General features: G+C 45.8%; 16 protein-coding genes. 8 read left to right on the top strand and 8 right to left on the bottom strand.

From position 1 onward, the window contains the following. Positions 1-25 precede the first annotated feature (25 nt). A complete protein-coding gene (locus ST37_RS12690) occupies positions 26-625 on the top strand; it encodes a YitT family protein (protein WP_084886949.1) in 600 nt (199 codons plus the stop codon). A gap of 39 nt (positions 626-664) precedes the next feature. Here ST37_RS12690 and ST37_RS12685 read toward each other — a convergent pair whose 3' ends face one another. From ST37_RS12685 to gmhB, 3 genes are all read right to left on the bottom strand, one after another. Then, complete coding sequence (locus tag ST37_RS12685; RefSeq protein WP_084886947.1) at positions 665-3,775, bottom strand: multidrug efflux RND transporter permease subunit; 3,111 nt, start codon at positions 3,773-3,775, stop codon at positions 665-667. Next, on the bottom strand, positions 3,775-4,737 hold the full coding sequence (locus tag ST37_RS12680; protein ID WP_172400996.1) for an efflux RND transporter periplasmic adaptor subunit: 963 nt from the start codon (positions 4,735-4,737) through the stop codon (positions 3,775-3,777). The genes ST37_RS12685 and ST37_RS12680 overlap by 1 nt, the downstream gene beginning before the upstream one ends. A 301-nt stretch (positions 4,738-5,038) precedes the next feature. Beyond that, a complete protein-coding gene (gmhB, locus tag ST37_RS12675; protein ID WP_084886943.1) occupies positions 5,039-5,599 on the bottom strand; it encodes a D-glycero-beta-D-manno-heptose 1,7-bisphosphate 7-phosphatase in 561 nt (186 codons plus the stop codon). Positions 5,600-5,796: 197 nt separating this feature from the next. Here gmhB and metN point away from each other — a divergent pair, with 197 nt between their 5' ends. From metN to ST37_RS12660, 3 genes are read left to right on the top strand one after another with little or no spacing between them, the layout of a single operon-like run. Beyond that, on the top strand, positions 5,797-6,831 hold the full coding sequence (gene metN, locus ST37_RS12670; protein WP_084886941.1) for a methionine ABC transporter ATP-binding protein MetN: 1,035 nt from the start codon (positions 5,797-5,799) through the stop codon (positions 6,829-6,831). Continuing rightward, positions 6,821-7,498 (top strand): methionine ABC transporter permease, encoded by a 678-nt coding sequence (locus tag ST37_RS12665; protein ID WP_084886939.1) that lies wholly within the window; start codon positions 6,821-6,823, stop codon positions 7,496-7,498. Before metN ends, ST37_RS12665 begins: the two co-directional genes overlap by 11 nt. Before the next feature lie 40 nt (positions 7,499-7,538). Beyond that, positions 7,539-8,348: a MetQ/NlpA family lipoprotein gene (locus ST37_RS12660; RefSeq protein WP_084886937.1), complete on the top strand. Its 810-nt coding sequence runs from the start codon at positions 7,539-7,541 to the stop codon at positions 8,346-8,348. Positions 8,349-8,458: 110 nt separating this feature from the next. Here the strand turns inward: ST37_RS12660 and ST37_RS12655 are convergent, their stop codons facing one another. Continuing rightward, the gene (locus ST37_RS12655; protein WP_084886935.1) at positions 8,459-10,006 is read right to left on the bottom strand and encodes a sensor domain-containing diguanylate cyclase; all 1,548 of its coding nucleotides are present in this window, start codon (positions 10,004-10,006) and stop codon (positions 8,459-8,461) included. Positions 10,007-10,151: 145 nt separating this feature from the next. Further along, positions 10,152-11,741: an AbgT family transporter gene (locus tag ST37_RS12650; protein WP_084886933.1), complete on the bottom strand. Its 1,590-nt coding sequence runs from the start codon at positions 11,739-11,741 to the stop codon at positions 10,152-10,154. Positions 11,742-12,078: 337 nt separating this feature from the next. Between ST37_RS12650 and tsaA the strand changes: the two genes are divergently transcribed. The 4 genes from tsaA (at position 12,079) to ST37_RS12630 (ending at position 15,167) form a co-directional block, all read left to right on the top strand. Then, on the top strand, positions 12,079-12,792 hold the full coding sequence (tsaA, locus tag ST37_RS12645) for a tRNA (N6-threonylcarbamoyladenosine(37)-N6)-methyltransferase TrmO (RefSeq protein ID WP_084888120.1): 714 nt from the start codon (positions 12,079-12,081) through the stop codon (positions 12,790-12,792). Positions 12,793-12,882: 90 nt separating this feature from the next. Continuing rightward, positions 12,883-14,598: a proline--tRNA ligase gene (locus tag ST37_RS12640; RefSeq protein ID WP_084886931.1), complete on the top strand. Its 1,716-nt coding sequence runs from the start codon at positions 12,883-12,885 to the stop codon at positions 14,596-14,598. A gap of 164 nt (positions 14,599-14,762) precedes the next feature. After that, a complete protein-coding gene (locus ST37_RS12635) occupies positions 14,763-14,972 on the top strand; it encodes a YaeP family protein (RefSeq protein ID WP_084886929.1) in 210 nt (69 codons plus the stop codon). A gap of 3 nt (positions 14,973-14,975) precedes the next feature. Next, complete coding sequence (locus tag ST37_RS12630; protein ID WP_084886925.1) at positions 14,976-15,167, top strand: DUF4250 domain-containing protein; 192 nt, start codon at positions 14,976-14,978, stop codon at positions 15,165-15,167. Between the two features lie 46 nt (positions 15,168-15,213). Here ST37_RS12630 and dinB read toward each other — a convergent pair whose 3' ends face one another. From dinB to ST37_RS12615, 3 genes are all read right to left on the bottom strand, one after another. Continuing rightward, the gene (gene dinB / locus ST37_RS12625; RefSeq protein ID WP_084886923.1) at positions 15,214-16,272 is read right to left on the bottom strand and encodes a DNA polymerase IV; all 1,059 of its coding nucleotides are present in this window, start codon (positions 16,270-16,272) and stop codon (positions 15,214-15,216) included. Positions 16,273-16,382: 110 nt separating this feature from the next. After that, positions 16,383-16,616, bottom strand: a complete 234-nt coding sequence (gene nqrM / locus ST37_RS12620) for a (Na+)-NQR maturation NqrM (protein WP_084886921.1) — start codon at positions 16,614-16,616, stop codon at positions 16,383-16,385. 79 nt (positions 16,617-16,695) lie between these two features. After that, the gene (locus ST37_RS12615; RefSeq protein ID WP_084886919.1) at positions 16,696-17,721 is read right to left on the bottom strand and encodes an FAD:protein FMN transferase; all 1,026 of its coding nucleotides are present in this window, start codon (positions 17,719-17,721) and stop codon (positions 16,696-16,698) included. Positions 17,722-17,876 lie beyond the last annotated feature (155 nt).

Here is a 17,876-nt window from a genome sequence, read left to right as displayed (position 1 = left end):
AATCGCATCAACTTGTAAAAACAAAATGGAAAAACACACTTTTATGGAAGATTGTGCCGCAATGTTGACCGGCACCCTGCTTGTCGCGCAAGGCATCTTTTTTCTTAAGACCTCTTCAATGGTTGTTGGTGGAACGGCGGGTCTTGCCCTACTGTTTAATCAGTTTGCACCGCTAAGTTTTGGTACCACCTATTTTTTGATTAACGTACCGTTTTACTTTTTGGCTTGGTCGCGTCTTGGCCCTCGCTTCACTGTAAACAGCTTAATCGCAGTCACCCTAGTCTCTATTTTTACCGATAATCTGCATCATTTTGTCCAGTTTGATAATCTCCATATTGCCTACAGTGCCATCATTGGCGGACTGTTGATTGGCCTAGGACTACTGATCTTATTTCGACACCGTGCCAGCCTTGGTGGATCTAATGTGTTGTGTTTAGTGATTCAAGACAAGACGGGAATCTCGGTAGGTAAGACGCAGCTGGTTATTGATGCTTCCATTCTGGTAGCGTCACTATACTTTATTTCACCGGTACAAATCGCCTGGTCTATTGGGGCGGCTATCGCCATCAATATCATTTTGTGGATGAACCACAAACCGACTCGGTATGCCGTCAACTACAAATAAAATTAATAGGCAGCATCCATTACGATGCTGCCTATTCAATTAGTGTGTTGTGCGACTCACGACTTCACTAGCGAGTTGCTCTTTAAGTTGTTTCTCAACGTGACCTGGCGAACGTGTCGAACGAGCCATCAATGCATACATGGCGGGAATAACACTTAGCGTGATGACGGTTGCGATAGCCATTCCAAAAAAGATCACCGTACCAACAGAGACTCGACTTTCATAACCCGCGCCGGTGGATAGAATCAATGGGATTGCCCCCGCCAATGTCGTGAAGGCCGTCATCATGATAGGACGTAATCGACGAGCAGCGGCTTCTACGATTGCGTTATCAAAGCTCAACCCTTGGTCGCGCAATTGGTTGGCAAACTCTACAATCAGTATGCCATTTTTGGTGACCATACCGATAAGCATGATCATTCCGATCTGGCTGTATAAGTTCAGCCCTTGCCCCATGACAACCAGCCCTATCAGTCCACCAACAATGCCTAACGGCACAGTAAACATGACGATTAGAGGGTTGATAAAGCTCTCAAATTGGGCAGCCAATACCAGGTAAGCAACCAACAACGCTAACGCAAACACGACAGCGATACTGGATTGGTTCTCCTTAAAGTCTTTAGACTCCCCTGAATAACTGATCGCAATATCTCTAGGTAAATGATCCAAGGCTTGCTGATCAAGAAAATCCAACGCCTCACCTAATGTCGCACCATCGGTAAGGTTGGCGCTTAAGGTAATAGACTTCATTTTATTGTAGTGCGCCAAACGAATAGATGACGCCACTTCATCCACCTGAGTGATGGTGTCCAGTGTCACCAAATCGCCCGAGGAGGTGCGCATGTAAATCTGACTAAGATCCGTTGCGCTATTAAAGTTGGCCTCATCACCTCGTAGATAAATATCATACTCTTCGCCGCGTTCAACGTAGGTGGTTTCGGTTTTTCCCCCAAGCATCACTTCTAGCGTGGTTGAAATTTCACGCACTGAAATACCCAGCTCAGCAGCTCGCTGCCTGTCGACACTCACCACTAACTCTGGGGTTTTTTCAGAGTAATTGATTTCTGCGCCATACATAAACTCAGAGTCTTCAGCGATTAACTTTAGTTTTTCAGCATGCTGTTGCAACTCGTCGTAATCAGCTCCTCCTAACACAAACTGTACTGGCTCGCTCGATCCGCCTCGAAAGCCTGGTGTGAAAGGAAACACTCGAACATCCGTTATATCTGCGAGTGCTTTGCGCACCTCCACCAGAGCCTGTTGAGCACTAATTTCACGGTCGTTCCAATCCTCGAGGATCATCACTACAAACCCCGTTTGGTCTCCTGCTGAACCACCAAACGCCGGGCTTTCTACACTGAAAGATTTTAAAAAGCCCTGTCCCAATAGAGGCATCAAACGATTTTCGACAATGTCCATGTTGGTCGACATTCGGTCGTAACTGGTGGCATCTGCGCCTCGAACAAAGGCAAAGATCACGCCCCTATCTTCCGATGGGGCCAATTGGCTCGGCACTTGGCCAAACAATGCATACGCGCCGCCACCACTGAGTAATATTATCAGTGGCGCTAACCATTTAAGAGGAATGATTTTTCTCAACAACGCTTTGTATCCGTTTTCGATGATAGAAAACAGATGATTAACCGCTTGGGTAAAACGATTGGGAGCCGATTTTGCTTTCAGCAGCTTACTGCCTAACACTGGGGTCAGAGTCAAAGCAATCAATGAAGAAAAAATCACTGCCATAGACAACAACACCGAAAACTCGGTAAACAGCAATCCAACCATGCCATCCATGAAAGAAATCGGTAAGAACACCATCACCAGCACCAGCGTGGTCGCTATAACCGCAAACCCTACTTCACGTGTCCCTTTAAAGGCTGCGACCAAAGGCGTTTCGCCTTTTTCTAGGTGAGAGAAAATATTCTCAACCACCACAATGGCATCATCCACCACCAGTCCAATGGCGAGTATAAGCGCCATTAATGTGATCAAGTTGATACTAAAGCCAAAATAGTAAGCCGCAATAAACGATGATATTAATGACACTGGTACCGTTATCGCTGGAATCAAGGTAGCGCGAGCCTGCCCAATAAATATATACAGCACCAAAATCACTAACCCGCCAGTGATAAACAGTGTGCTATACACTTCTTCAATGGAGCGCTCTATGAATATGGTGGAATCGTAATCAATATGAAAACGCGTTCCTTCTGGTAAAAACTGTTGAATATCATCAACTTCTTTATGCACCAGTTTAGCGACTTCCACCGGGTTAGCGTCAGATTGTGGCACTATCCCTAAACCAACATTCACGACACCATCGCTGCGAAACATGGAGTTTTCGTTCTTAGACCCAACATGCACATCCGCCACGTCTTTAAGGTATAACGGTGAGCCATCGGATGCGGTTTTTACAACCAAATATTGGAAGTCTTCAGCGGTTTGATAGGTACGCGCGGTTCGAACAGACATGGTGGTCAAATCGTTGCGCACCACGCCTCCTGGTGCTTCCACATTTTCGCGTCGCAAAGCGTCACTAATATCGGACACGGTCACCCCAAGACCAGCCATTAATACTGGCTTAAGGCGCACGTACATCACTTGGTATAACGCCCCAGACACATTTACCGAGCTTACACCGGAGATCAAGCTCAACCTGTCTAATAAGACTCGGTCAGCATAGTCGGTAAGTTGCTGCCTATCGAGAACCGTTGAGCTTAAGTTTACGTACCAAGACGCCTGCCCTGACCCGTTGTTTTTATACACAATAGGGTCATCTGCCGCATCAGGTAACATCCGCATCGCACGTGCAACGGCATCTCGCACATCGCTGATGCCCGTATTAAGATCGTAGGAAAGCTCAAAAGTGATGGTAATTTGCGAGAACCCATTTCGAGTCGTCGAACTGATTTCGTCAATACCACTGATGCCCGACAATTGTTCTTCAAGTACAGTCGTAATTTGGCTTTCAATAATGGTTGCCGACGCACCATCGTATCGCGTGTTTATCGAGACGACTGGGCTATCGATGTTAGGCATTTCCCGAACCGACAACTTATTGAATGACACAAGGCCAAACACACACAGCAGCAGTGAAAGCACGACTGCGGCAACTGGACGCTTAATTGAGATATCCGATAACAACACTAGGGAGACTCCGCTGCGACTTCTTTAATGGCAACGCCATCTCGCATGTTAACCAACCCTTCTACAACAATGACTTCGCCGATTTCAATGCCGCTCTCAATGACCACGCGGTTGTCTACTCGAGCACCGACTTTGACTTCTGTTCGCTGGGCTTTACCGTCGACCACCCGATACACATAACGCTTGGTGCCAGAATACTCCAGTGATTGTACTGAGATGATGGCGACAGGTTCGGGAGCAAACGTTAATGTGGCAGCGCTTAACATGCCTGGTTTCAGTTTACTGTCTGGATTAGAAATTTTAACCCGCGCTTTTATGTTTAGTGTTTCTGGATTCACTCGTGTATCGATGGCATCCACGGTACCAACAAATCTTTGGTTTCCCCAAGCCTGAACTTGAACATCTACGACCATACCAATCACTAGTTGTGAAAGGTAGCGTTCTGGGATCAACAGATCCAACTCCATTTCGCTCATGTCATCGAGCGTCAAAAGTGGTTGTCCTACACTAATAAACTCCCCTGGGTTTAAATCGACCAAGCCAATATGACCAGAGAAAGGGGCGTTTAGCTGATGGTCGCTTAAATTAGCCTTTGCCGCCGACTGACGCGCAATCGCAATATCGACGTTGGCTTTTTGGGCTTCGATTTCCGTTTGGGTTATCGCACCACGGCTGAACAAACGTTCGTACTCGGAAAGTTTCCGCTTTTCATTCAATAAATAGGCGGTCGATTCTTGCAAAGACGCCGTGGCTTTATCATCGGAAAGCACAATCAAAGGCTGCCCTGCGACAACATATTGGTTGGCACTGACCGAGATATTTTTTACTTTTGCGGTGACTTCTGAGGTGATATCTACAGAGCGGCTTGCAGCGAGTTTACCAACAAGATTGAGCGATTGAGTGACATCGTACTGCTCTACAGGGGAAACTGTTGCAGCAACATTGTTTGCCTGTGCAGTCATACTAAAAACGCTAAAAAGCAGCGCAAACACTTGCAAGCTACGATGCAGGTCACGCGGTTTGAATAAAGAGGTAGAAATCATCAAGTGGCATTTTTATCGAACGAGGGAACGTGCCATCAATATAGAGACTTCCATCTAAAAAGCGAGAGGTAGCCCCCCTCGCTAATAGAATTTTACACTTTCGTACTGTCTCTTAGTACTTTTTTAGTATTTGAATCGCCGCATTTGACTCACCAGTCGTTTCGATTAAAAAAACCGGACACTCATGTACGGCAGTCAAAAATTAATGCCACTACATTAATTAGCTCAAGTAATCAGCCACATTGCCGATGCTATCCAACACGACATCCGCAAGAGCTTCAGCTTCCTCAGTGACCGCTTTCCCAGTTCGAACCAAAATTTTGGTACCAATTCCCGCAGCCTGTGCGGCGCGCATATCGTCAGCCTTGTCACCCACCATCACTGAGTTTTCTAAATCAATATTCAAAAATTGCTGCGCTGAGTAAAACATTCCAGGCTTGGGTTTGCGACAATCGCAGTCTACCTTATAGTCACCCACTCCTTTTTCAGCATGATGTGGACAGTAGTAAATCCCGTCCAGTTCGACACCATTGTCTTCAAAGTTCCAATCCATCCACTGAGTGAGCGATAAAAATCGATCTTCGGTGAAGTACCCTCTGGCAATGCCAGATTGATTAGTGACGACCACAATTAGGTAACCACGTTCTTTTAACGCTTTGGCCGACTCAAACACACCATCGATAAACTCGAAGTCGTGCTCATCGTGCACATAGCCAGTATCGACATTGATGACACCATCGCGATCTAAAAACACAGCAGGTTGTAGCCTAGACTTACTCATGGGATTGACATTGCTCTTGGAAACTATTTGATTGGAAAATTATCGCATGCTTTATGGTGGGAAACCAATGGCAAATGACTTCCTGAACGTTTAGACGTCTAGACGTAAAAATATCTATTGACTTAGATCACATTACACCCTAGCATCCACTACATATTGAGAGATTGCTCAACATTTTCTACTGGTTAGGCAGTGCGATGATCGAATTAAACAACGTAAATAAAACCTTTTACCAAGGTCAAACTCCGATACACGCCCTAAAAGAGATAGATCTGCACATTCCTGCAGGGCAAATCTTTGGTGTTATTGGCGCATCGGGAGCAGGCAAGAGCACGCTCATTCGCTGCGTTAACCTTTTGGAAGCTCCCACACAAGGCTCTGTTATTGTTGATGGCGTAGACTTGACGGCATTGAGCAAATCGCAACTAAGCCAAGCACGTCAAAACATCGGCATGATTTTCCAGCACTTCAATTTGCTGTCGTCTCGGACTGTGTTTGAAAACATCGCCTTGCCGCTCGAACTGGCTGGAGTCGCAAATGAGCGTATCTCAGAGAAGGTCCAGCAGCTACTTAAACTCGTTGGGTTGGAAGATAAACACAATGTGTACCCATCAAACCTTAGTGGTGGGCAAAAACAACGTGTAGCCATTGCACGTGCTCTGTCATCGGATCCGAAAGTATTATTGTGCGACGAAGCCACCAGCGCACTGGATCCGGCAACCACGCAATCAATATTGGCACTACTTAAAGAGATCAATCGCAAGCTCAACATCACCATTTTGCTGATCACCCACGAAATGGATGTCGTAAAAAACATTTGCCACCAAGTGGCCATCATTGGAGATGGCGAATTGGTTGAAAAAGGCAGTGTCGGCGAAATTTTCGCTCACCCCAAAACAGACTTAGCACATCAATTTATCCGCTCCACATTGGATCTCTCAATTCCTGAGGATTACCAAGCAAAACTGCAACAGCAACGCGCAGTCGGGAGCCACCCTTTGGTCCGCTTAGAGTTTACTGGCGATACTGTGGATGCACCACTCATCAGCCAGATAGCACGCCAGTTTAATATTGATATTTCCATTCTAAGTTCGGATCTTGACTACGCCGGTGGCGTTAAGTTCGGCATGATGGTCGCTGAACTATTTGGCTCTGAATCAGACGATCAAGCTGCTATCGCGTTTCTAGAACAACACAAAGTAAAAGTAGAGGTACTTGGCTATGTCCTTTGAAATTCTAAGTGAATGGTTAAGCCAAAATGGCAATTTATTGCTTAAAGCCACATGGGAAACCTTGTACATGGTGGGTGTATCGGGTCTCGTTGGCTTTGCCGTAGGCATTCCACTTGGGGTGATTTTACACACCACAAAACAAGGTGGATTGCTTGAAAATCCTCGTCTAAATAAAGTACTTGGCGCCATCGTAAATATTGGGCGATCTGTGCCGTTTTTGGTATTGATGGTTGCAATCATTCCTTTTACCAAACTTTTGATTGGCACCTTTATCGGCACGACAGCAGCCATTGTTCCATTAACCATTGGTGCTATTCCTTTTGTCGCTCGCTTGATTGAAGGGGCATTATTGGAAGTCCCAAGCGGGCTTGTTGAAGCCGCACAATCTATGGGTGCGACACCTTATCAAATCATTCGCAAGGTTCTATTGCCTGAAGCACTGCCAACCATCCTAAACTCTGTCACCATTACGCTAGTGACCCTAGTGAGTTATTCGGCAATGGCGGGGACGGTTGGTGGTGGCGGTCTTGGTGATGTCGCAATACGTTACGGATTTCACCGTTACGATGTAGTGATCATGGCGGTGACAGTCGTTATGCTGATTGTTTTAGTTCAAGTGATCCAGTCGATTGGTGACGCGTTAGTTCGCCGCGTGGATCATCGTTAAAAATTGATAAGTTAATAATTAAAATTATACGGAGATAGTTATGAAATTTAGTCCAAAAACCATTTTGGCTGCCTTTGCAGCAACCTCAGCTCTGCTGCTTTCAGGTTGTAGTGATCAGGCTGAAGACATGTCAAAAATCAAAGTCGGTGTGATGGCAGGTGCTGAAGCACAAGTAGCTGAAGTTGCAGCCAAAATTGCAAAAGAGCGATACGATCTTGACGTAGAATTGGTTACATTCACCGATTACGTAACGCCAAATGCAGCTCTGGATGATGGTTCTGTTGATATTAATGCCTTTCAACATAAGCCTTATTTAGATCAGCAAGTTGCGGATCGTGGATACAAACTCGCTATTGCTGGTAACAGTTTTGTTTACCCAATCGCGGGTTACTCAAAAGAAGTCACCAGTGTAGACGACATTGATGAAGGCGATCGCATTGCGGTTCCAAATGATCCAACGAATCTTGGTCGTTCATTACTTCTTCTTGAGCAGCAAGGCCTTATCACCCTTAAACAAGGTGCCGGTCTGCTTGCTACAGTGCGCGATATTGAAGAGAACCCTAAAAACATCGAAATTGTAGAGCTTGATGCGGCTCAATTGCCTCGTTCGCTAGACGATGTTGCCCTGTCGATCATTAACACGACATACGCCAGTTCAATCAACCTAACGCCACAAAAAGACGGTATTTTTGTTGAAGACAAAGATTCACCTTATGTAAACCTTATTGTGTCACGAGAAGAAAATTTGAATGCAGAAAATGTACAAAACTTTGTCAAGGCTTACCAGTCTGATGAAGTGTACAACGCAGCGTCAGAAATCTTCCAAGGCGGCGTAGTAAAAGGTTGGTAACAGCCATAATAACCCATAACAATTTGTAGTAAAAAAGGCTGACATTGTCAGCCTTTTTTCCGTTAAACCGAAGCAACCCTCACCATTATGACTGCGATATTGCCTGGCAATTAAACCACAACAACTTGGTCACGCCCTTGCTGCTTTGCCTTATATAGCGCAGTATCGGCTCGCTTGATGCATTGTTCGAGGTCATTGGCTTGCACTCCGATACTCCCCCCGACACTTACCGAGACGATGTCCGAAATATGACTACTTTGATGAGTAGATACTGCTCGCCTGAGTCTTTGGCCAATTTTCTCTATTAGCGGGCCATCGCCTTGAGGGACGAACACGATAAACTCCTCACCGCCCCAGCGTGCAAGCTCACAATCACCACGTAAACTGTTTTGCAATTGCAGTGCTACCAACTTTAAGATTTCATCGCCAACATCGTGCCCATACTCATCATTGATTCTCTTAAAGTGGTCAATGTCCACCAACAAGATCGCGTAATTATCACCGCCATTTTGTATTTTATCTAACGATGGACGTATTTGGTTTTCAAAGCCACGTCTATTGAGCACTCCCGTCAGTGGGTCGATCATCATTAGGCGCTGACTTGCTTGGGCTGTGGCGTGCTTTCGCAGAGCTGTTACCGTTAGAACATACAGTCCAAGTAGCACTAGCCAAAATTTGACTGAGCTCTCCATGGCTAAAAGATTAAGTTGCCGGTGTGAAATTTTGTGTACAAAAACCAATTGCTGGTGTTTGCTGTCTTCAATCAATGGCGCCCCGTAAAAATACCCGCTCGAATTTACTTCAAACGCCTTATGAGTATTGCTAATAGCGGATTGTGAAATTTCAGTGAATGGCTGCATAGCATCATTAACGTCAACGACTTGGCCCGTCGCATCCAAAAGATAACTTTGACCCACGTTTAAGGGCTCGGCAATCAGCGATAGTAAGTTTTGCGTGTTAATGTCATACGCGATCACGCCTACAAAATCCTCTATGTCATCAAGTGGATTGACATACGTCACCATGGTGCTCCCAGACACCTCGTCTCTATAAACCGGTGATACAAAGGTGTCTCTTTTAGGGTTGTTTTCTGGTAGCGCTTGGGTCCAAAAGTGGCTTTCATACATTTGTGGTTTAATTCTATACGACTCAAATGGAAGCTCTGGTAACACATATAAAAAACGCTTCGCCGACAAGTAGTACACGTGATTGACCAAAGGATCGCTAATGATGGTCTCTAGTTGTGGATTAAGGCTTAGTATGACTTTTAGTTCACTCAGAGTGTCGGGGTGATCTAACTCTACATCGGTAAGTGCACTGAACGATCCTTGAATTTCAACATCCACACCTTTCGTTAGCTCAGAAAAAGCGACTCCTTTTATCCCTAACGATGGATAAGGCTTAAGTAGTGATTCGAACTCTGTCAAACGGCTTACCCAGTAGCGACGTGCAAACGCATATTCGGCCGTACTACGGATGCTCTCTTCGCTCACACTCAGTAAGTTTAAATAGCGGTTCACAATGTCCGTACGACTGTTTAGAGAAATAAGGGCTGATTGAGTCACTAATTTATGTTCCACTTGATAATAGAGTGTACCAAGCACAAACGTAATCAGCAGCAACAAAAAGTGAACGCGTTTTCGGACGTTATTATTCATTTTTTCAAATAGATATTGTATTTAGTCGATTTAATGAGCACACCTTTCGCCAGAGTACCACATCAACCGCTTGACGCCCCCCAATATAAACGAAAAAAACGCGGCTAAGCCGCGTTTAATTTCGAATTAATTCATCAATTTAGGGTTATGGCGTGTAGAACGTCGCTGAACCTGGACCGACAGGTAGGCCAAACACAAATACCCAAAGGTAGAAGAGAACACTCCAACCAACTAGGAAACAGACTGAGTAAGGCAACATAGTTGCAATCAATGTACCTATACCTAGATTTTTCATATAACGCGTTGCGACCGCAAGGATCAGTCCGAAGTAACTCATCATTGGCGTGATAATGTTTGTGGTTGAGTCACCAATACGATATGCCGCTTGGATCGTTTCAGGTGCGTAACCCACCAACATTAACATTGGGACAAAGATAGGAGCAGTAACAGCCCATTGTGCGGATGCCGACCCAATCATAAGGTTGATAAAACCACACATTAAGATGAACGCGAAAAACAGTGCCGGGCCGGTAAGACCGATAGACTGAATGAAGTCTGCACCGGCTACCGCAAATACTTGTCCAAAGTTACTCCAGCTAAAGAAGGCAACAAATTGAGCCGCGAAGAACACCAGTACAATGTACAGCCCCATCGAAGACATAGATTTTGCCATCGCATCAATCACATCACGGTCTGTTTTCATTGAGCCCGTTACCTTGCCGTAGACAAAGCCAGGGATTGCAAAGAACACAAAAATGAACGCAACAATACTTCTTAGGAAGGGAGAGCCAGCAACCAGTCCGGTTTCTGGGTGACGTAGTACGCCATTTTCAGGAACGATAGTAAGAGCGAGTAATACACTCACTGCTAGTACCGCAATACCGGCCATTTTTAGACCTTTCTTCTCGATCGCGGTGAGTGAACCCATCGTATCTTGAGACAAATCTTCGGAAGCTTCTTCATCATTATATTTGCCCAGTTTAGGCTCAACGATTTTCTCGGTTACGAATGCGCCCATAAACGAGATAAAGAATGTAGAGATGAACATGAAGTACCAGTTCGCCTCTGGGCCAACGGTATAGGTAGGGTCAATCATCTGCGCTGCGGTTTCTGTAATGCCAGATAGCAGTGGATCAACAGTACCAATCAGAAGGTTTGCCGAGTATCCACCCGATACACCAGCAAACGCAGCCGCTAAACCCGCTAGAGGGTGACGGCCCAAAGAATGGAAGAGCATCGCTGCCAGAGGAATTAATACCACGTAGCCAAGCTCGGAAGCCGTATTAGAGATAATACCGGCAAACACCACCACAACAGTAACCATGCGTTGTGACGCGCCCATAACCATGCCACGCATTGCAGCAGATAACATACCTGAGTGCTCTGCAATCGCCACACCTAGCATAGCAACGAGCACTGTACCCAAAGGAGCAAAGCCGGTGAAGTTAGTGACGAGGTTGGTTACGATGAGTCTAAGGCCATCTGCGTTAAGTAAGCTAACGACTTCGATCATGCCATCAGCTGAACGACCTGGTGCACCCACTGGGCGCGGGTCCATTACCGCAACGTCAAAATATCCAGCGATTCCGGATAAGACGAGTATAGCCACACAGAAGATTGCAAAAAGTGTGATTGGGTGTGGCAGTAAATTACCTAAGTATTCCACGCCATCGAGAAAGCGTGTAAATAGAGGCTTTTTTGGTGCTTGTTGTGTTTGCGAAGATGATGAGTTCATCACTTCCTCCTATTTATAATTATCCATTCTGTCTTAGTGCAGAAGGCTGCAAAGAATAGCGCCCACCCCCATAAAGAAAAGGTATAAAAATAAATTCTTATCAACACCGCTGTACAAACTCCAACCAGCCCCCACTCTCAAATGACACACCACCTAACTCAACCCTATGATTGATAGCGATTTTTATGGTTTTTTATCTATTTTACAAAACAAACAAACTTCCAAGTAAAGCGTGATCTAGATCATTATTTTGAATTTGAATTTGACGTTAAGAATGGCTTTTCTTTGGTCGAAAATTGGCGATAATGTCACTATCCAACGCAAAAATAGGCGCAACATGAGCCAATTTACCGTCGAGCCAATTGGCATTATCGACTCTCCTTACCAAGAAAAATTTGCTGTACCTAGGCAACCGTCCTTGGTGCCAAGTGCCAAAGCAAAACTTCATTTACTTGGCGAAGCTAATACCCTATTCGCTGTCGAAGGTCTCAGTCAATTCAGTCATATTTGGCTGCTATTTATGTTTGATCAAAATATCGACAAAGGGTGGAAGCCTAGAGTAAGACCTCCTCGGTTAGGAGGTAATCAGAAAGTCGGAGTGTTCGCGTCTCGTGCCACGTTTCGTCCAAACCATATAGGTATGTCGTTGGTCGAACTCACTGGGGTATCAGAATCCAATGGACAAGTGAGTCTCGAATTATCTGGCGTTGATTTGGTGAATGGCACGCCTGTTATCGATATCAAACCCTATTTGCCTTATGCAGACAGCGTAGCTAATGCTAAAGGTGGCTATGCAGAGTCTGAGCCCGACATATTGGAGGTCGCGTTTAGCCCTGCAGCAAGCAAAACCCTAAATCAGCAACCTGATGGCCAGCACCAGAGACAAGTGATTCGCGAAGTGCTCGCTCAAGATCCAAGACCCGCCTATAAAAAAAATGCCGACGACAACAATGACTACGGTGTGCATTTGTTTCATCTAAACGTTCAATTTAAAGTGCATGAGCAGCAGATCATTGTCACCTCAATTACCCCTTTAGCCAGCAAGGATTGACTGCTATTATAGGCGGCTAACTTTGTGGCCCGATGCATTGGTATTTGGACTGCAAACTATTAACGTATAATTAACTGACGGATGAGATAAATGCGCACCAGTAACTATCTTCTTTCTACCCTAAAGGAGACGCCTAATGACGCGGAAGTAATAAGCCACCAGCTTATGCTACGCGCAGGCATGATTCGTAAACTGGCTTCGGGACTGTACACATGGCTTCCCACCGGTTTACGTGTTCTACGTAAAGTAGAAAACATTGTTCGCGAAGAAATTAACAATGCAGGTGCTGTTGAGATCCTTATGCCGGTAGTTCAACCTTTTGAACTATGGGAAGAAACGGGTCGCAGCGAAAAAATGGGCGCCGAACTACTTCGCCTATCTGACCGTCATCAGCGTCCATTTGTACTAAGTCCAACAGCGGAAGAAGTCGTCACTAGCCTTGTTCGCAACGAAGTGAACTCATACAAACAGTTGCCACTTAATCTGTACCAAATTCAAACTAAGTTCCGTGACGAGCGTCGCCCGCGTTTTGGCGTAATGCGTGCTCGCGAATTTAGCATGATGGACGCATACAGCTTTGACATCGACAAAAACGGCCTGCAAAAGTCTTACGATGCGATGCACGCAGCTTACTGCAAAGCCTTTGACCGTATGGGCCTAGATTACCGCCCAGTGCTTGCTGATACCGGCGCAATCGGTGGCAGTGGCTCACATGAGTTCCATGTACTAGCAGAAAGCGGTGAAGACCTCATCGCCTTCTCTACCGAGTCGGACTATGCCGCTAACATCGAAAAAGCAGAAGCTCTAGCCCCTATTGGAGAGCTGGCCGCGCCGACTGTTGAGATGACTTTGGTGGATACACCTAATGCCAAAACCATCGCTGAGTTGGTAGAACAGTTTGATCTGCCTGTCGAGAAAACCGTTAAAACGTTGTTTGTGAAAGCCTCAGACGAGGTTGATGCAGATCTCATCGCATTGATCATTCGTGGCGATCACGAACTGAACGAAGTAAAAGCAGAAAACCTAAAACAAGTTGCTTCTCCACTAGAGATGGCGACAGAAGAAGAGATCCGCGCGCTGATCGGTGCAGGTCCAGGCTCACTGGGTCCTGTTGGCCTTAAACTTCCATTCATCGTTGATCGCACTGTCGCTAAAATGAGTGACTTTGGTGCTGGCGCTAACGTGGATGACAAGCACTACTTCGGCATTAACTGGGGTCGCGACGTTGAACTCGGTCAGGTAGAAGATCTACGTAACGTTGTTGAAGGCGAGCCAAGCCCTTGTGGTCAAGGTACTATCGCGCTTAAACGCGGTATCGAAGTGGGTCATATTTTCCAGCTTGGTAAAAACTATTCTGAAAAAATGAACTGTGGCGTACTCGGTCCAGACGGTAAAAACACCATCTTAGAGATGGGTTGTTACGGCATCGGTGTATCACGCGTAGTAGCTTCTGCCATCGAGCAAAACCACGACAAATACGGCGTGATTTGGCCAGAAGCGATTGCACCATTTCAGGTGGCCATTGTCCCTATGAACATGCACAAGTCTGAAGAAGTTAAAGCGGCGGCCGAAAAGCTATACGCCGACTTAACAGCAGCGGGTATTGAAGTGCTGTTTGACGATCGCAAAGAGCGTCCTGGAGTGATGTTCTCCGATATCGAGCTTGTGGGTATTCCACATACTGTCGTCATTGGTGATCGCTCGATGAAAGAAGGTAACTTCGAATACAAAAACCGTCGTACTGGTGACAAAACACCTATCGCGATGGAACAAATTGTTGAGCATCTGCAAGCGCAATTCGCGTAACGCAGAATGATTGACCAAAAAGGTCAGCTTCGAGCGCTCGAAACTGGCCTTTTTTAATGGCTCAACTTTTTACGCTTAATCTGATACCAACCAAAGCAATGACCTCACCCGTTAATGACTTCGATTGGTATAAATATTTTTAGACAAAGACTAAGGAACTCTTTATGAGAATTTACGACTGTTGCGATCTCGTCCGCGAACTCTACGCTCAAATCGGCAGTGGTGACCAAGCCTATATTCCACAAGCCATTACCTGCGCACTAAAATCACTTAATGATATTGCCAGCGACGACAGCTTACCACTTACCGTTCGCGAGAAAGCCGCATTCGCAGCCGCTAACCTGTTTATTTCTGACTTTGAAGATAAGGTCTAAGTGATGGATTTGGCTAAATTTGAAAGCATGGATGTTGTGATGTTGATGAGCATAATCAACATGAAGTTACGCGATGATTTTGGCGGTCAACTTGATCAGTTAGTCGCGTATTACGATATTAGTCGCGATGAACTTGAAAAGAAGTTAGCTAAAGGCGGTTTTGAATATCTACCTGATGTTGGACAGTTTAGGTAAAGGTGCATTCCTAAAACGCTACTCGTTTAAGAAACCGAACAACCCACTACAAAAGCGATAATTGCTGAGCTTGTGCCAACGGCTTCAAGGTGACGTGCAATCCAATTAAACGGATTTCTCGCCCCTTTTGACGTTCCAACACTTGTCTTAGTAAGCTTTTGTAGTCGCTCAGTTCTAAAGTTTGATGCCCATGTTCAATGGTGGTCAATTGAAAATCGTCAAACTTTAGCTTGATCCCCTGCTTAATGATCTCTCGCTCTGTTTTCTCAAGCCGACCTTTTAGCTCTGGGAACAGCTTATGCTTAATCAGTGCCCAACACTCGTCATAGCTAGAAATATTCTGACTCAACGTACGCTCAACACCGACTGATTTTCGTTCACGCTCAGTCACTACACCTCGATTATCAATGCCGTGGCTCTTTCGCCATAGCGAGGCCCCTAAACGACCAAATCGCGTCAGCAGCTGTCTAAAATCACTTTGTCGAACGTCTAAACAGGTGTACAGACCGGCCGCATTCAGTTTAGTGATCCCGACTTTCCCAACTCCAGGTATTTTCTTGAGATCGAGTTGATCAATAAATTCTTGAGCATCGGCGGGTGCAATAACGCATTGACCGTTGGGTTTGTTTTCATCTGAGGCTATTTTGGCAAGAAACTTTAATGGTGCAATCCCTGCGGAGGCAGTCAGTCCTGTTGTATCATAAATTTTTTGACGGATCTCGGCAGCCATTAGGGTAGCGGAGCCACGACAATGTGGTGAGTCGGTCACATCGAGAAACGCTTCATCTAACGATAGCGGTTCGATAAGTAACGTGTACTGTTCAAAAATTTTGCGGATCTGTTTAGAGACGGATTTATACACATCCATTCGGCCGGGCACCACAACCAGTTGAGGGCACAGTTTTACCGCCTGCGCAGTCGCCATCGCAGAACGTACCCCAAACGCGCGAGCCTCATAGTTACAGGTCGCAATGACCCCACGTTGGCGTTCACGACCGCCCACAGCAATGGGCTTACCATGCAACTTAGGGTTATCACGCATCTCAACGGCCGCGTAAAAGCAATCCATATCAATATGAATGATTTTTCTAAGGGCTTCACTCATAGTCAAAGGTCGACTAACTGGTTATTAATACAGTATTATGACCTAAAAAAACAAACGGATCATCTTTTTTGGATGATCCGTTGTGTCATGGATAGCTTGTTTGTGGTGGTTTAAAGAATTTTCTCTTTTTCCCACTGCGCCAGTTTTGCGGCTCTCACGGCTTCTCGCGCCTCTCGCTTTTTACGAGCATCACACGGCTCTGGGCAATTACAGACTTTGTCTATGCCCACAGCGCCTAACCCGCCACAGCTGCCTTTTACAACTTTCTTCTGGAAAATGTACCCGACAGACATCAGTAGTATCACTAACATAAATGCGCCAAAGGCTAATAGAAATGTGGTCATAGTTTCTCTCTTAATTCTGGCTTCCACACCGAGCGTGGTTAATCACTGGCGGGTAAGGTTTGTTAGCTTATTACAGTCGTTAGCTCTTTGGCAAGTAAGGAGCAAATGCGTCGGTATGAACCTGCTTATACCCGTCTTGCGTCTTAACCACCATTAATACGGCGATGCCTTGCTGATTAGCCATATTAATCCCATCCACATCGCCCATCACCATCAAGCCTGTCGCGAGGCCATCGGCGGTCATTGCAGAAGAGTGAAGAACCGTAACGGACACAACCTTATTGTTGATTGGCTTGCCTGTGGTTGGGTCGATGATGTGTGAATAGCGAACCCCGTCTTCTTCAAAATAGTTACGATAATCACCCGACGTGGCCATAGCCGTGTCACCAGGTTGGACAATAAGTTGCACTTGGCGCTCGCCATTGGCCGTTGGCTTCTCTATCGCAATTCGCCAAGGATTTAACTCTGCATTCACCCCTTTTAAGCGAAGCTCACCACCAATCTCAACCATGTAATTGTGGATGCCTTCCGACTCTAAGAAGTTGGCGACGACATCAACCCCCCACCCCTTAGCTATCGTCGATAGGTCGACATAAAGCTCTGGAATTTTCTTTACTAAATAGCTGCTTTGCACGTCCAGAAAGTCAATACCAACAATCTCGCGGCGCTCTGCAAGCTCAGCCTCGGTTGGACGCTTATCTGGGCGCGCTTCAGGGCCAAAGCCCCACAAATTAACAAGTGGGCCTACAGTGACATCAAGAGCGCCATCGGTAAGCTGACTTAAACGAATCGCTTCGTTAACCACAAGTGCGGTTTCCGCAGAAACGGCAAAAGGTTTTAAACTTCGAGAGCGGTTAAACAGGCTCAGCTCTGAGTCTTTTTTATAAGTCGACATCTGTGCATTCAGCTGTTCCAGTAAGTCATCAATCTGCTGCTGAAGCTCACTCGGGGATGCAAGGTCACCCTCAACCAAATATTTAATGTTGTAACTGGTGCCCATGGTTGCACCCGACAGCACTTCTTGTTTAGGACCATTATCACAACCCGCCAAAAGCAGTAGCGTCGCCACTCCCAAAACCAGTTTTTGTAATAAACCTCGACCCATTACGTCTCTCCTTATAAAAAAGACCTCGTGATTGCGGACATTCTTTCACAGCAAATAGCGGTTTAGGAAATATCGGGCAATGACGAATAAGAAAAATCAGTGTTTGTAAAATTAAAATGGCTGACTCATCAGAGCCAGCCATTTTGCAGTGAAGC

Origin of the sequence: Vibrio sp. qd031 (assembly GCF_002100145.1) — a bacterium.
Taxonomy (GTDB): domain Bacteria; phylum Pseudomonadota; class Gammaproteobacteria; order Enterobacterales; family Vibrionaceae; genus Vibrio.
The sequence above is the reverse complement of the archived record's forward strand: the minus strand, read 5'-3'. Positions and strand labels throughout refer to the sequence as shown.